Origin of the sequence: Chryseobacterium sp. 'Rf worker isolate 10' (genome assembly GCF_050753305.1) — a bacterium.
Classification (GTDB): Bacteria; Bacteroidota; Bacteroidia; order Flavobacteriales; family Weeksellaceae; genus Chryseobacterium.
This window is the reverse complement of the sequence record NZ_JBOZOF010000005.1, coordinates 38,814-54,456: the sequence shown is the minus strand read 5'-3', so window position 1 is coordinate 54,456 and position 15,643 is coordinate 38,814. Positions and strand designations below refer to the sequence as shown.

The 15,643-nt window shown below is 37.1% G+C and carries 17 protein-coding genes; 1 reads left to right on the top strand and 16 read right to left on the bottom strand.

Features of this window, described 5'->3' with window-relative positions; translation table 11 throughout:
• Positions 1 to 144 precede the first annotated feature (144 nt).
• Entirely contained in the window at positions 145 to 2,781 is a 2,637-nt protein-coding gene (locus LKL37_RS19995) for a T9SS-dependent M36 family metallopeptidase (RefSeq protein ID WP_431612196.1), read from the top strand.
• A gap of 51 nt (positions 2,782 to 2,832) precedes the next feature.
• On the opposite strand, the gene LKL37_RS19990 is transcribed toward LKL37_RS19995, so the two are convergent.
• The 16 genes from LKL37_RS19990 to LKL37_RS19915 form a co-directional block, all read right to left on the bottom strand.
• Positions 2,833 to 4,005 (bottom strand): DUF2062 domain-containing protein, encoded by a 1,173-nt coding sequence (locus tag LKL37_RS19990; RefSeq protein WP_431612195.1) that lies wholly within the window; start codon positions 4,003 to 4,005, stop codon positions 2,833 to 2,835.
• A gap of 4 nt (positions 4,006 to 4,009) precedes the next feature.
• On the bottom strand, positions 4,010 to 4,486 hold the full coding sequence (locus tag LKL37_RS19985; protein ID WP_431612194.1) for a hypothetical protein: 477 nt from the start codon (positions 4,484 to 4,486) through the stop codon (positions 4,010 to 4,012).
• Entirely contained in the window at positions 4,483 to 4,863 is a 381-nt protein-coding gene (locus LKL37_RS19980) for a 3-hydroxyacyl-ACP dehydratase (RefSeq protein WP_431612193.1), read from the bottom strand. Before LKL37_RS19980 ends, LKL37_RS19985 begins: the two co-directional genes overlap by 4 nt.
• Positions 4,864 to 4,934: 71 nt before the next feature.
• A complete protein-coding gene (locus tag LKL37_RS19975; RefSeq protein WP_431612192.1) occupies positions 4,935 to 5,570 on the bottom strand; it encodes a hypothetical protein in 636 nt (211 codons plus the stop codon).
• Complete coding sequence (locus LKL37_RS19970; RefSeq protein WP_034692447.1) at positions 5,536 to 6,162, bottom strand: LolA family protein; 627 nt, start codon at positions 6,160 to 6,162, stop codon at positions 5,536 to 5,538. The genes LKL37_RS19975 and LKL37_RS19970 overlap by 35 nt, the downstream gene beginning before the upstream one ends.
• Positions 6,155 to 6,910, bottom strand: coding sequence for a polysaccharide deacetylase family protein (locus tag LKL37_RS19965; RefSeq protein WP_431612191.1), 756 nt, complete (start codon positions 6,908 to 6,910; stop codon positions 6,155 to 6,157). The genes LKL37_RS19970 and LKL37_RS19965 overlap by 8 nt, the downstream gene beginning before the upstream one ends.
• A 151-nt stretch (positions 6,911 to 7,061) precedes the next feature.
• Positions 7,062 to 8,123: a beta-ketoacyl synthase N-terminal-like domain-containing protein gene (locus LKL37_RS19960; protein WP_431612190.1), complete on the bottom strand. Its 1,062-nt coding sequence runs from the start codon at positions 8,121 to 8,123 to the stop codon at positions 7,062 to 7,064.
• Positions 8,120 to 9,319, bottom strand: a complete 1,200-nt coding sequence (locus LKL37_RS19955; protein ID WP_431612189.1) for a beta-ketoacyl-[acyl-carrier-protein] synthase family protein — start codon at positions 9,317 to 9,319, stop codon at positions 8,120 to 8,122. Before LKL37_RS19955 ends, LKL37_RS19960 begins: the two co-directional genes overlap by 4 nt.
• 78 nt (positions 9,320 to 9,397) lie before the next feature.
• The gene (locus tag LKL37_RS19950; protein WP_034692439.1) at positions 9,398 to 9,655 is read right to left on the bottom strand and encodes a phosphopantetheine-binding protein; all 258 of its coding nucleotides are present in this window, start codon (positions 9,653 to 9,655) and stop codon (positions 9,398 to 9,400) included.
• Positions 9,656 to 9,729: 74 nt separating this feature from the next.
• A complete protein-coding gene (locus tag LKL37_RS19945) occupies positions 9,730 to 10,269 on the bottom strand; it encodes a 3-oxoacyl-ACP synthase (RefSeq protein ID WP_431612188.1) in 540 nt (179 codons plus the stop codon).
• Between the two features lie 10 nt (positions 10,270 to 10,279).
• The gene (locus tag LKL37_RS19940) at positions 10,280 to 11,419 is read right to left on the bottom strand and encodes a beta-ketoacyl synthase N-terminal-like domain-containing protein (protein WP_431612187.1); all 1,140 of its coding nucleotides are present in this window, start codon (positions 11,417 to 11,419) and stop codon (positions 10,280 to 10,282) included.
• A complete protein-coding gene (locus LKL37_RS19935; RefSeq protein WP_431612186.1) occupies positions 11,416 to 11,844 on the bottom strand; it encodes an acyl-CoA thioesterase in 429 nt (142 codons plus the stop codon). Before LKL37_RS19935 ends, LKL37_RS19940 begins: the two co-directional genes overlap by 4 nt.
• Complete coding sequence (locus LKL37_RS19930; protein ID WP_209786784.1) at positions 11,834 to 13,102, bottom strand: ABC transporter permease; 1,269 nt, start codon at positions 13,100 to 13,102, stop codon at positions 11,834 to 11,836. The genes LKL37_RS19935 and LKL37_RS19930 overlap by 11 nt, the downstream gene beginning before the upstream one ends.
• On the bottom strand, positions 13,089 to 13,847 hold the full coding sequence (locus tag LKL37_RS19925) for an ABC transporter ATP-binding protein (RefSeq protein WP_431612185.1): 759 nt from the start codon (positions 13,845 to 13,847) through the stop codon (positions 13,089 to 13,091). Before LKL37_RS19925 ends, LKL37_RS19930 begins: the two co-directional genes overlap by 14 nt.
• A gap of 1 nt (position 13,848) precedes the next feature.
• A complete protein-coding gene (locus LKL37_RS19920; protein WP_431612184.1) occupies positions 13,849 to 14,844 on the bottom strand; it encodes a BtrH N-terminal domain-containing protein in 996 nt (331 codons plus the stop codon).
• Between the two features lie 59 nt (positions 14,845 to 14,903).
• Positions 14,904 to 15,308 carry a hypothetical protein gene (locus LKL37_RS19915; RefSeq protein WP_431612183.1) on the bottom strand — a complete coding sequence of 135 codons (405 nt, stop codon included), beginning with the start codon at positions 15,306 to 15,308 and terminating at the stop codon, positions 14,904 to 14,906.
• Positions 15,309 to 15,643: the final 335 nt, after the last annotated feature.

The following is a 15,643-nucleotide window of genomic DNA, read 5'->3' as shown; positions in this document are numbered from 1 at the left end:
TTGATAAATTAATCATGAAATAAATAGATTACTTTGACGGGATTGATATTTTTAAATAAATATTTCATAAATGTGTAACATTTCAGATTACTTTCCTACTAACTATTGAATCTAATCTATTAATATTTGTTAAAAGTAATCTAAATGAAAAAAATTCGACTAAGTGTTAAGCTGTTGTTGTTTTGTTCTATTTTCAGTGTGAGTGCATTATCCGCACAAAAATATGAACAGACAATTAAGGACTACGTTAATTCCGCTCAGGCATCGTTTCAAAGAGTGAATCCTGAACTTAAAGTGTTTAAAATCATTAACGTAGATCCTTCGAAGAGCTTAAATGGAGATGTTGTAGGGATACAGCAAACAATTAATGGTATTCCGGTTTTTGGAAGTTCTGCCAACGTTTTAATCAGAGATGGCAAAGTTTTAAATTTTGCAGATACCTTTATTAAAAACTATCCTTCTGCTATTAAAGGAAAGGAAAGCAGTAGAAAAGATGCCTTAGTGGCAAGTACAATTCAAAAACTGAACGGATTATCTTCTGTAAAGAATATCGACGGAAAAGAAGCACCAATTGTGGCTAATGCTGTCTATTTTGCAAAAGGAGGAGAATTGACATTGGGTTATCAGTTCTATGTTGAAGAAAAAGGAACGGGTAATGTATGGAACACGATCGTAAGTACAGATGATGGTACTATTTTATACCAGGAAAATACAACTTTATCTTGTAGCTTCCATGATGAAGCCTATGATCATCACTCTGGCTCATCCGAGCAGAATTTTTCTGCCTTTTTACCTGAAAATATAGCTGCTGCAAACCTGAAGAATTCTACAAATTTTGTATTAGCTCCTGATAATGCTACTTATAACGTTTTCGCATTTCCTACAGAAGCCCCTACGTTTGGTGCAAGAACATTGCTTACAAACCCATGGGATCTTACCGCTTCACCGGAAGGATGGCATTCTGATGGTACGAATCATTATACAATAACAAGAGGTAATAATACCTTTGCATATACCGACGAGAATGCTACTAATACGCCACAGTTTTCTCCTGATGGAGGAGCCAGCAGAGCATTTGATTTTCCTTTAGATGTAACGGCTGCCCACACTACCTATACTTCAGCAGCAGTAACCAATTTATTCTACAACTCCAATAAAATGCACGATGTATTTTATAAGTTTGGATTTACAGAATCTGCAAGAAACTATCAGGTAAACAATTTTGGAAATGGAGGAGCTGGTAACGACCCTGTTCTATCGGAATCAAGAGATGGCAGCGGTCTTAATAACGCCAACTTTAATCCAGGTGTAGATGGAACAAGCGGAAGAATGCAGATGTTCCTTTTTTCACCAAGTGGAAATGTAAGATATCTTTATTATAATTCACCATCTACTTATACTGCCAGAGCTCCAATAGCTACTACTGCGAATTTTGGGCCTCAGATTATGGGGAATCCACCTGTGACAGGAGACCTTGCTCTTTCTACTCCAGCTGATGCGTGTACTGCAGTTACAGCCGGAAGTCTTATCGGAAAAATTGCAGTAGTCAATGCTGCAGGATGTGGTTTTGCTGTAAAAACAAAGAACTTACAGACTGCAGGAGCAGTAGGGGTTATACAATACCACCCGTCAAGTAATACACCTGTAGGGATGGGAGGAACAGATGCTACCATCACTATTCCTACAATTATGGTAGGTATGACTGAAGGTCAGTTTTTAGTGAATGATCTAACCAACGGTATTGTAGGAAATGCAACAATAAAAACAACTGCTGTTTATAAGGATGCAAGTTTGGATAATGGAGTAATCAGCCACGAATATGGTCATGGTATTTCTAACCGTCTTACCGGAACAGGAAGTTCATGTTTATCTTATTTTACCTCTAATGAACAGATGGGGGAAGGATGGTCTGATTTCTTCGCTTTGATGATGACAACCAGACCGGGAGACACTTCTGCTATAGCAAGAGGAGTAGGAACTTTTGTTTCAGGACAGACTACGACTGGCGGAGGAATTAGACCGGCAAAATACTCACCTGATTTTGCCATCAATGATTATACTTATGGACGTACAAACGGAATGAAAATAAGTACAAGTATTTCAGGAATTGCTGTTACAGTACCGGATGTTCACAGTATTGGATTTATCTGGGCTTCAATGCTTTGGGATCTTAACTGGAAATATGTAGAAAAATATGGATACAATAGTAACGTTCTTGCAGATCCGAACAGTGGAAGCGCAAAAGTATTACAACTAGTAATGGACGCTCTTAAATTACAGCCGTGTAATCCTACTTTTGTACAGGGTAGAGATGCCATTCTTGCTGCTGATCAGGCTTCTACAGGAGGACAAAATAAATGTATGATCTGGAATACATTTGCTAAAAGAGGTTTAGGGGTTAATGCATCTGCAGGAGCTCTCAACGGATTAGCAATGGGAGCCAACCAGCCTTTACCAGAAATGAGTGACCAGGTAGAAGACTTTTCAGTTCCTGCAGAATGTTTATTAGCCGTAAAAGAAATCAACAATTCTAAAGGAATATCCATCTATCCAAATCCTGTAAGAAATGAATTCACGATAAAAACTCCATCCGATATGAAATTATCAGGAATTACAACAGTTTCTATCTATGATTTCACAGGAAAACTGATTTCACAGGAAAGCGTTAACCTTAATAAGCAAAATACCATCAGCGCTGAAAAACTGATCAATGGAGCTTATATTGTAAAAGTCAATAACGATTCAATTGACTATTCTCAAAAAATTATTGTTTCTAAATAGAGATTTATAATAACTAATTATGATGAGCCTGGAACTTTGTTCCGGGCTTTTTTAATAGTTGTCCGGGCTTACTTTATTCAAAAATAAAAACGCAGCCATTCCTGAAAGAGCAGAAAGGGTAGTGCTTAAGATAAAACTGCCGATAATGTATTGCAGAAGATTGTTTTTAATCAATTCGAAATTTAAATCCTGGCTTAGAATATCGCTGTTGCCACTTACAAATGGTGCTCCCAGAAATAGAGAAGCTGCAATAATAAAAGGAATAAAAGGAGGAAGACTCACATTGGAGGCTACAAATGCAAGGACTTTATTGAGCTTAAAAAGTACAGATAAACTGATCACCAGAAGTGTTTGAAATCCCCAGAAAGGAGAAAGCCCAATAAAAACACCCAGTGCTATGGAAAATGCCTTTGTACGGTTGCTCCCGTCACTTTCTAAGACATCTTCTTTGATGAATTTTTTAAAACTTTTTTTTTTGAAATTATTCAGAAAATTTCTCGGAATAATATAAAACAAAGTAATCGTTACCAGAACCGTATTCAGGATACTGATTCTCGTAAAATCCTTGAAAGGTCTGAAATGGGAAACCCGTTCTGCCGGATCATACAAAACCTTGATCGGAACATTTTTTACGGGAACATGCCTCCATGCAGTTCTTACAATGATCTCGATTTCAAATTCAAATTTAGGGGTAAAATATTTCTTTGGAATTTTATGTAGAGGATAAAGCCTGTAGCCGGACTGCGTATCTTCCAGCTTAATTCCGGTTTCAAACCAGAACCAGAAATTGGAAAAACGATTTCCGAAACTGCTTTTCTTAGGAATACCATCCTGAGACATATTTCTGTTTCCGATCAGAAGAACTTCCTCTTTTTCCTGAAGAAGAGCTTCTACAAATACCGGAATATCATCAGGATAATGCTGTCCGTCCGAATCAATGGTAATGGCATAATCATACCCGGACTTTTTGGCCTTTCTAAAACCTGTTTTAAGCCCGTTTCCTTTCCCTTTGTTCTCTGGTAAGGAAATGACAGTAATCTGAGGGTATTGAGCCAGAATCTGTGGTGTAGAATCTGTAGAGCCATCATTGATCACAATAATACTTTCGGTGTAGTTGAGAACACCGTCAATCACCCTCTTCAGGGTTTTCTCATTGTTGTAGGTAGGTATTAAAACGCATATTTTCTTTTCAGAAATAGCGTCTTGTACTTCAGCAAGGGACATTTTTTTATTTTAAAGTGGCTCTTTCCGTCTCTGTAATGGTTTTAGACTGCATAGCAAACCTTTTGATATAGCCTTTCAATGCTGTATTCTGTTTGCTGTAATTATTCAACAGGAAAGCTTTATCATCCTTCAGGCTACCACGGTATCCCACAATTTTCGGAATATTTTCCTGTACGCTTAGTCTGATCAGACGAAGCTCTGCATTGTTTGGATTACTTTTGATAACAGCTTCAAGGCTTGTAGCTCCTGTTTTCACCAGTGATTTCCTGTTGCTTTTGGCAATTTTAGCCTCCATGATCTTCGCTGCAGCTTTGTATCCTACAGTTACAGCATCAGAACCGGATTCTTTTTCCGCAGTTTCAATGAAATTTTGCGTATTGCTGTTGGATTCATTGGCTTTAGCATAGCTGTTTCTCAGGGTTTCAAGATCAGACTGGAAGAAAAAAACAAATGCTGCTATGAATGATAAGATAAGTTTCATGATGATAATTTTTTATAGCTTACAGACAATTTCAATGCAATAGTCTCGCCAAAAGAAGTTATATTTTTTACTTTAACATCCTCTCCATTTTCGTCAATATCCAGCTGAAGCTGCAAATCAGGAGTCTCAAAAGGATTGATAATGGCCATGAATTTTACATTCGAAGCTGTTTTCAGAAATAATTTCGAAGTTGTAAATTCCTCAGTCAGTTCCTTAATAATCTGCATCATACAAACACCGGGAGTCACCGGGTTTCCAGGGAAATGTCCTTTGAAAATATCGTGATCCTTATTCAGATGGATGTGGGCAGTAAACTTTCCGTCTTCTGTCTTATTGTATGATGTTAGAGTATAAAAGTCTGTAAGAATGGTTTGCATGATCTTATTTTTTAAGATTAAATGTACAATACACTTCGGTTTGAAAACGATATTGGTAGGCTGTACAGTTATTATTCTGTTTCGGTTATTTGAAATAGTTTTATATTGATCTTAAAGTCTTTGTGCTGTAGATTTAAGCTATCCGCGAAGATATGCTTTTTTGCATCAAAAGTAAAATCGATTTTCTCCTTGTTATTTTTCGTATAAATGATCTGTTTCAGCAAATTATTTTCTTTGTTGAAGAATAAATAATAGCTCTTATTCTCCATTTTTGAAAGGTAAATTTTAGCATTTTCATTCTCAAAACTTTCACTTACCGGATATTTTCTTTTCAGAAGCTGCTGAAAGTCGTTTTTCAGGAAATTGATGACTATTTTTTTATCCAGATCAGGAAGTACATAATTCAGTTTAAAATCATTCTCAGAAACCTCAAAATCAATCAGTTTGTTTCCGAAATCCGAGGTTAAAGCGACACGGTGTGTTGTTTCATTCAATTTTTTGATGATCAGAATTCCGCTTACATGGTTTTTATAAATATCCATCTGGCATTTGTAGACATAATCTTCACCGGAAGAAAAGTATAAATTTTCCACCATCTTTTCAGAAGAGGAGACAGGTTTTACATCTGTTAACTTATACGTTTTACAGGAAACAGCCAGTATCAGAATCAGGCTATAAAGAAAACTCTGACGCAGGAATCGAAGCATTGATCTTGGTATTTTTGAAAACAATATTGGTAGTATCTCCGGAAGCCTCAGTCATATTCACCTGGGAAACCGTTGATTGGTTCTTAGGGAAATACAGCTCAATCTGTTTGATGTATTTCAGCAGCTGTGATGTTTTGGGAATAAACTTTGCCACATTGTAATTTCCGTTCTTAAAATACGTTACGGTAAACTCAGGATCATTGAACATCGTTCCGTTTGAGCTTCCTACAATCAGTTTGTTAATTTTTTCAAAAGTTTTGCTTTTGGCATCTACAGAAGATTTTTTCCCCTGATCATTGATGAAGATTTTATTGCTTTTAAAAACAATACTGTACTGATAAGGTTTGGTATATTTCCAGCTCAGCATATTGGGAGTCTGTAAAGACATTTTTCCATAGGTAACAATGCTTTTATCCAGGAAATCCATTTTTTTGGTCTGGGTAAAATCACTCTGCAAGGTTTTAATCTCTTTTGTATCTGAAGAAACCTTCGATACAAATGCTTTAGCTTCAGCTCCTGACATTGCAGTGTTTTGTGCAAAAAAGAAACCGGAAACCAGTAAGAATGCTCCGAAAGCAATATTTTTAATCATTTCTATTTGAATTTATCACTGTATCAACAGTAAAGGTTGAATATTTTTTGTCCTTCAAAAATACTAATAAATTGGCCAGCACACGACAGGTCTTTTCCGAAGTGTCGTGAAGGAGAATAATACTTCCTTTTTTCAAGCCTTTAGTAACTCTGTTGTAGATTTTCTTTTCATCATCAATGATGGTGTCTAAAGACCTTACGTTCCATCCGATGCTTATTTTATGAGTTCTTTTGATTGCTTTTGCAATGTTGGGATTGGTTACTCCAAAAGGCGGTCTGTAGAGATTGGTCTTGATATTTCCTGCATTTTTCATGATTTCATCACATCTTTCAATTTCCTCAATCATTTTTGAAGTCGATAAAAACCCTGTGGAATTGGAATGTGATAACGTATGATTTCCTATGGTATGACCTTCTGCAATGATTCTCTGAAACGTTTCAGGATATTTTTCAATCTGTTTCCCGATACAGAAAAAGGTTGCTTTTACCTCATGTTCTTTAAGCAGGTCTAAAAACTTTGGCGTAAATTCAGTAGGGCCGTCATCAAACGTAAGAGCCACTTCTTTGAGTCTGGTGCGTTTATGAGTAATACTATTGACAAAATATCCCAGTTCAATATCAAATGAACCCCAAACTACCACCGCAGAAAAAGCAAAAAAACAAAACAGATATACCCCAAAACCTCCGTGAAACGCATAAATAAAAACGTTACAGAAAAGGTAGAACAGGATGAAGGGATAGTGTTTCATTGCCAATTACTTTTTTATGGTTAAATTTTCTGGATTTATACCCATTTGTCATTCTGAATGTAGCGGAGCGAAATGAAGAATCTATAATACAAAGCCGAGATTCTTCCTTCGTCAGAATGACAATAGCACTGCTATTATTACCTCTTGACAATTAAGCTTTTTCCAATAATACCAGGCTGTGATCATTACCCGCCAGATGATTGTAAAGAAGTACATTCTTCACATTTCCTTTTTTCTCTTCATTGATCATCATAATTTCCGGGATTTGCTGTTCCTTCAAAATATGACAGGCTATAAAGGTTGAAAAACCACTTGCCGTATTAAATTCTCCACTCAAATGTTTATAATACAGTTGTGATGAATCCGGAAACAGATCCATTGCTTTTGTATAATACATATCGGAGTCTGCATCGCCGCTGAATCCTAAAATAACAGCATCAATATCATGATTGGAAAGGTTATTCTGAGTTAAGAAATTCTGGATAAAATCCTGCACTTCATTCAATTCAATTGTATTGCTGATCTGAATATTCTTAAGCTTGGCGTACGAGCTTTCGGTCTTGTCTTTTCCTACCACAAAAAAACTGGCACCTTCTCCCCAGATCACTCCATTGGTATTAGAATTCAAATAATTGGCAGGAAGATCTGTTTCTTTTTTGATGGTATTGTTTAGGCAGTAAAGCTCCATGGTTCTGTCTGTCTGTTCATCTGTAGAACCCACAAGAACATTTTCTGCTTCTCCGTCATTGATCTGAAGCTGAGCATCCAGTAATGAAAACTCCAGGGAAGAAGAAGTGTTTACATAGGTGAAGTTATACGCATGGCACTGTAATCCCAGAGCAATTTGTCCGGCTACCGTGTTATGGGTAGACTGGATGAAAAAGGTCGGCGTAAGGAATTCTTCCTGATTATCAATCACGTTTTTCAGGAACTTTTCAGAATCCTGTGAGCATCCCATTCCGGTTCCTACAATGATGGCGTCCGGTTTTTCAATACCAGCTTCCTTCAATGCATAATGTGATGCTACGGAACTCATTTTTACTGTTTTAGACATTCTTCTGATCATTGCAGGCGGAATAAACTCTTTGTAATTGGGTTCTATGGCCTTAATGATGTTTGAAGAATTCTTAGGAGCAAGGTTCTGAAGAATATTTTCGTTTAAAGTGTCCTGAACTGAGATACAGGATGCACTGTTGATGTATACTGCACTCATGATTTTGAGAAAATTAAAGTGGAACAGTTTCCTCCAAACCCAAATGAGTTGGAAAGCACGTGATTGATGCTTTTCTCTTTCAGTTCGGTCACAGGCGTAAGGTCGAACTCTTCCATTTTTGTTTTGAAATTCAGGTTCGGGAAGATCATGCTGTTTTGCATGGCTAAAATTGAAAATACAGCCTCAATTCCTGCCGCAGCGGCCAAAGTGTGCCCTGTAAAAGCTTTTGTAGAGCTGAATTCAGGAACCTGGTTTTCTCCGAATATTCTTATCATAGCAATTCCCTCAGATAAATCATTATTGGGAGTAGCGGTTCCGTGAACGTTGATATAATCTATATTTTCCTTTTCCAATCCGGAGATTTTCAGAGCCTGCTGCATCGCTAAAAATGCACCTTGTCCGTTTTCTGAAGAGGCGGTCTGATGGTGTGCATCATTGGCATTTCCATATCCGGAAAGATAAGCGAGAACTTTTTTATTTTCTTTTTTGACCATTTCTTCAGATTCAAGGACTAAGAAAGCTGCGGCTTCCCCAAGATTCAGTCCTTTTCTGTTGTTGTCAAAAGGAGTGTTGTAAGAATCCGTAAGAATCATCAGGGTATTGAAGCCATTCAAAGTGAATTTTGAAAGAGAATCTGTTCCCCCGACAATCACACGGTCCAAAACTCCGTTTTTAATCAGTTTAGCACCCATCATAATCGCATTAGCTGCTGATGAACAGGCTGTACTGATGGTCGAAACCATCCCTTTTAATCCCAGATAATCGGCAATAGCCAATGAGGAGTTTCCGGCATCGTGAGCGTCAATATATTTTTGCTTTTCAGGAAAGTCTTCATAAGAGTAGAAATATTTTTCTGTAATATCCATTCCTCCTACACTGGTAGAAGAGATAAGCCCGGTTCTGCAGCTGTTGATATCTGAAATTCCGGCACTTTCTACAGCTTCTTTGGCAGCAATCATTCCCAATAAAGACGTTCTTGTTACATTATTGTCTTCATCAAGCTGAAGTTTCTTTACAAGTGCTTCATTGGATAGCTTTATTTCACCTGTTTTAATGATTCCGGCATGGCGGGTTTCAAACATTTCAATATCTGAAATTCCATGTTTTCCGGATTGCAACGAAATAAAATTTTCCTCCACATTGTTTCCGATGGAGGAAATGATGCCCATTCCTGTTATGGCAATTTTTTGACTCATTAATTAGTTTTTCTTGAATTATTTAACGCGATGGCACAGTGGTTTTTTTTCCTGTGGGAACATGCTTTTAAATAATAATTATTTTGTTCTGTTGTCCTCGATGAATTTAGCCATCGTATCGATAGATTGGAAAATCTCTTTTCCTTTTTTAGGATCGGCTAATTTTATTCCGTAGTCTTTATCAAGAAGAACAATCAATTCCAAAGCGTCGATAGAATCCAGTCCTAATCCTCCTCCGAATAACGGATCCGTATCTTTGATTTCTTCTACAGATACATCTTCAAGGTTAAGAACTTCAATAATTTTGTGCTTCAATTCTGTTTTTAAGTTTTCCATAATTAAGTTGTTTATCAGTGCTTCAGTATATCATGAAGATCATTACATCATTACACTGTTATATTGTTACATTTTTATAAGGTTAGCAAATATACAAAAGCTTTATAATTTTCCTGATACAATTCTACCCATCCACATAGTACTTTGTCGGCTTTTCCGGACTGCAGGATTTGTTCAGAATAATCATTTAAAAATTTCTCATCAAAATCATCCAGCACAAAAAAAGCATTTTCTGTCTGCATTTTGTGTTTAATGCTGATTTCTCCCACACAGATATTGGGTAAAGTATAGACAAAAACGGCAGGACTCGGATAGAAGTTATCCTGATCATTGATACTTTCCTGATATTTGAAATCCGTATCCAGACTGGATGATCTGTTGGCAAAAACAATAGCGGTTCTGCTGTGATCTTCGTCTTTCAAAATGGTTTCGGCGGAAAGAAAAGCCAGTTTGCTCAGGTTATCCATTTTATGAAATTTAGGATAGCTGAGGTCTAAACTTTTATAAGCTTCTTTGGCAAATTCCTGAAAGGTTTCGCTTTGGCTTTCAAAAATAAGATTTCCATCAACGCTTATTTTTGAATGTTCTATGGTACAGATGTTCGTTTTCTTCATCACTTTCAGTTTAACATTTTTCCAGCACGACAGCTGCATTACATCCTCCAAAACCAGAAGCGGTCTTTAGAATGTATTTTATTTCCGAAGTTTGGGTTTCTCTGATGATATTCAGAGGCTGGGTAACTCCCATTTCTTCAAAATTCTTTGAAGGAAGCAGAGTGCCGTGAAGAGCACTTTCCATAGAAATAATACTTTCAAGAAGTCCGGAGGCACCAAGGCAATGCCCATAATATCCTTTCATACTGTTGAGCGGAATATTCTGAAGATCCATTCTGTTGAAAGCTATGGCTTCCATTTCATCGTTATATAAAGTGGCTGTTCCATGGGCAGAAATAAAATCGATCTGTTCTGAAGAAACCTTCGCTTCAGTCATTGCATTTCTGATACTTGCATATAAACCGTCACCAGTTCTTGAAGGTCCGGAAATGTGATTGGCATCATTCACGGCAGAGTCTCCCAGGACTTTAAATCTGAATTTTTCGTTTTCGGAGGGTTCTGAAGAGATATAAGCAGCAGCAGCAGCCTCACCGATATTGATTCCGTCTCTGTTTTTATCATAAGGTTTGCAGGGGCCTGATCCTATAGCCTGAAATGAGTTGAATCCTGAAATAACAAATTCAGAAAGCTCATCACCTGCAATCACGAAGGCATCTTTATATTTTCCTGCCTGAATCATATTTTTAGCAACAGAAATCGCCATTACTCCTGAAACACAGGCGTTAGAAACGATGATGGGTTTTGTTTTAAATCCAAAAAAATCTGCAATTTTTTCTGCTAATTTTGATAAATAAACGCCTTCCGGTAATTCAGACTCGTTTTTTAACAGGCTGATATTTCCTTTTGTGGTGGAAAGGATAAAAGCTGTGTCTTCCGAAACGGGATGTTTTTCAACAAGTGGCTGTAAGCTTAAAAGAAGCATTTTTTCCAGTCTTGTGAAATTAATTGTATTCTGAGTGAAGACTCTGTTGAATTCTTCATTCAGTTTGTCAGAATCAATCATAGAAGCATAAAAAGCATCCTGATTGTCTATAATTTTATGTAAAGCAACTCCCGATTTTCCTTCCAAAAGAGCATTCCAATTGGAATCATTAGTGAAGCCTAACGGAGTTACACAATTGTAGTCTGTGATATAAATTTCCTTGCTCATGATAATCCCATTTTATCTTTCCAGTTTTGAAAAAACTCCGGATTGTACAGACATAAGCCTCCGTTACTATCAAGAAATACCTGAATCGTTTCCCCGCTGCATACCAATTGATCTTCCTTATTGAAAAGCTCATATCTGTAGATAAGCTTGGCAGAAACGGAATTGATAAATGTGGTTACGATCCTGAATGTTTCTCCATATTTTAAAGGAAGAAAATGCTCACAGGTACTTTTTACGATAGGCGTTACAAATCCTGCATGCTGAATATCAAGATAAGTAAGACCATGCAGACGTCCGAAAGCTTCTCTTCCGTCTTCAAAATATACGATATAATGCCCATGCCAGACAATTCCCAGCGGATCTGTCTCGTTGAATCGTACTCTAACTTCTTCAGTACAGGTTAATAGGTTTTCTTTAGACTGCATTTTGTTTTTTTTCGTAAAAAATGGAAATAGCTACGGTAGCAATATAGAATAAGAAGAGGAATACCAATTCTTTGGCAATTCCGCCGATTCCGCTGTTTCTTAAAATAATATCGTAATAGGCATTCAGTCCCCAGTTCATAGGAGAAAATTTGGCTACGGTCTGCATGAATTCCGGCATTAAAAATACAGGAACCCAGATTCCCCCAATGGCTGCCAGTACAACTACAGACGTTGCTCCAAATGGGGCAGACTGTTCCTGTGTATCAGCAATGGTTCCCAATAAAACTCCGAATCCTATCGCTGCCAGTCCTGCAAAAAGAGTAACAATCACAAGCTGGAACATTTTTCCGGACACATCAAAGGCCGGAAGATCCATATAAGGGAAAAGATAAATTCCTACGGCAACCATCAGTAAAAACTGAATGATGCAGATGATCAGATAGGTAAATGTTTTTCCTAAAATATGTACAAAATAGGGGGTAGGGCTTATTCTTGCTCTTACACTTGTTCCCTGGCTTTTTTCTTTTACCAGATTGATAGATAAAGGAACTACAATAAAGAAGATTGCAAAAAGTGTCCATGCGGGAACGTTATGCTGAACGGAATTCGGCATTACGTCCATTTCTCCTTTCTTTGGAGTGATCTCTTTAAAGCTGATCAGATTTTTATTTTCGTCAAGATTCTCCGTCGTTCCCAGCTGATCCTGGAATGCTTTGTAGATCTTTTTATTTTCAATCTCAAAAACCATCTTGTTCACAGAATTCATCACAGAGTTCTTGAATCCGGCATTGGTAGCAGGGTCAAAATACAAATGAATTTCTTTCGCTTTAGGAGCAGCTGTTTTTACTTTTGCAGAATCTCCTTCCAATCCGAATGAACTTACTATGGTCTGAACTTTAGAATCAATATTGGAATTTAAATCTTTCGTTAAGTTTTCGGGGATGACAATCGCCATTTGATAATCTCCTGAAAAAACAGCATCCTGAGCAGATTTTTCATTGAAATTAGTCAGAAGCTGGAATGTTTTGCTGTTTTCCAGTTCCGCTTTTATATTCTTAGAAACTTCAGATTTATCCTGATCAATAAAAATAATCGGAATCTTTGATCCTTCAAGGTTTTTAAAGGTAGAATCCTGAATAAGGGTAATGGTTACAATCAAAAGCAGCGGCATCACAAAGATGATGACGATTCCTCCGATATCTCTTTTCAGCAGAAGGATTTCCTTAATAAAGCTTCTCCACAGTTTATACAACAACATCTCTTAATTCTTTTCCGGTTAATGAAATGAAAACATCTTCAAGGTTTTCGGCATTCGCAATCTGTGAAACAAGTTCTTCAGGCGTTCCTACAGCATGAATTTTTCCATGATCGATGATGGCAATTTTTGTACAGAACTCTTCCGCCTCAGAAAGGTGATGGGAAGTATAAATAATACAGGTTCCCTGTTTATTTAAATCTAAAAGATAGTCAATAATTGCTTTTTTAGACTGAACATCAACCCCCACTGTTGGTTCGTCAAGGAATAAAACTTTAGGATTGTGAAGGGTTCCGGCGATGAGGTTGCATCTGCGCTTCATTCCTCCAGAAAACTGTCCTACCTGCTTATTGGCAAATTTTGAAAGTCCCATAATTTCAAGAGATTCATCAATTGCTTTTTTAAGCTGGTTATGTTTCAAACCATACAGGCTCCCGAAAAACATCAGATTTTCTTTGGCCGTAAGTGTAGGATATAATGCATATTCCTGAGGAACAATTCCGATAATCTGTCTGATTTTAAAACCATCTTTCTGCGGAGACAAACCATTGATGGTAAATTGTCCTGACGTAGGTTTTATGAGTCCTGATAGCATAGAAATCAAAGTTGTTTTCCCGGCTCCGTTAGGCCCGAGAATTCCATAGATTTCATTTTTGCTGATGCTCAAAGAAATATCATTTACAGAAAACTCATCAGAATTTTTGTATTTCTTGTATAAGTTTTTGATCTCAATCATATTTTCTGCCATATCAGATTGCTTTTCTCAGTTTTTTATAGAAAGCTTCTTCTAAATCTGCAATGTGAAGCATCGTTTTTGAAAGTTCGTTATAGATATTGCTTTTTGAGTTTCTGTTTTTGTAAACACGGGCAATATCTACGGCAAAGTCTCTCCAAAGATCACCAATAGAAGTAATTTCTTTTGATAATTCCTTCAATTCATCATTTTTAAGAATAACAGCCGCTTCCTGAAGAAATGCTCCGTAAATAAATCTGAATCCTCCGCCTCCGGTTCCAATCTCTTCCTGCATTCTGATCAACTGTCCTAAATAATGATTGGTTACTTTTGTACCTTTCTTTTCTGCCCATTTCGGGATGCTTTTGGCTACCCATCTCATGGCTTTTACTCCAATAAGAGGTACGGGTGCCAGCATGTTTTTGCAGGTATCTTTGATTCCTTTTTTGATGGCTTCTTCAAGATCCACATTTTCAGGAACATAAATAGGGTAGTACATATGTCCTTTTGGAGGCAGTGCACCTTTGGCGTATCTTACTTTTTCCAGTTCTGCTTCGGAAAGGGAGGTGGTATAATCCATTACCGGATCACTGATCAGGAATTTTCCGTCTTCTTTTCCGTATACCACCAGGTTGTGGGCATTGAAGTGGAATTTGTATTCTTCCGGGAAATAAGTAAGGTTGAAAACGCCCACCTGAAGTCCGGTCGGAATATTTTGTTCCAGATTTCTTTCAAGAGCTTTTTGGGCATCTTTAGGATTTGAGAATTTTTCTCTTTTAATTTTAATTCCTAATCTTTTGGCTGCTTTACTGAAAATGGCACCTGGCATCGGACGATAGCTGAAGCCCGGAGCAAAATTTACCTTTAAAAAAGGAAGATAGACAAAAAACAGTCCGGAACCGATCCCGAAGATCATAGGCTCGCTTAGTTTCAGGCCTTTATTAAGCAGTAGATTAGAAGCAACACCGTTTTCGCAATGCGCAGTCTGATGGTGTTCAAAGTTTAATTTCATTTGCTGATTGTATCTTTTCATTGGTCAAATGGAATGGGCTTAATATCGCCTCATTTCATTTATTTTCCGTTGAAGTTTTTTAATTCATCCACTGAAATTCCGAATGCATCGGCATATTTTTTCAGTGCATTTTCGCTTAGTGTTTTGAATATTCCGGGCTTAAAATGCCTTTTTACCCTCCATTGCCACATGCCTACATAAGAAGCAAGTACACCCAGATCCATTTTATTCAGTTCCATAAAATAAACAATAGGGCTTACTGTATTATTGGCAACATTTTGTTTTGCTTCCTCAATTCTCTCATGAATGAGTTCCATAGATTCATCCAACGCAGCTTTCTTGGCATCCCAGCCCGTACTGTTTGCTGTCGTGTAGTTGTCGTTCTCATCCGTCACATACAGAACTTCTGTCATGTTGGCGGATTTCAGGTTACTTTCGTCTTGAGGTAAGTCTTGTTTTTTCATCTAAATAATGTTGATTTTTTAGATTCCAGATGAAATAAGGTTCACCTGTTTTTGATTCTTTTAATCAGGTGGCTAAAATAGTGAAAATACATTATATGTAAATCATATTAAATCTGAGCGAGTTATTGCAGTGAAATAGAGGCAATATCATCAATAAATCTCCGGAATCGTAATATACCGGATTTTTATTATTTCCATTTGGAAAGAAGCCTGTAGCTAATTAAATGTAAGATTATCTTAAAAGGATATCTTAAGGTTTGTTATTTATAAGTGTAACGATTCTTTTGTAACAAGTGTCTGTATAAATAAGACTAATATCTGGAAATTTGGATAGA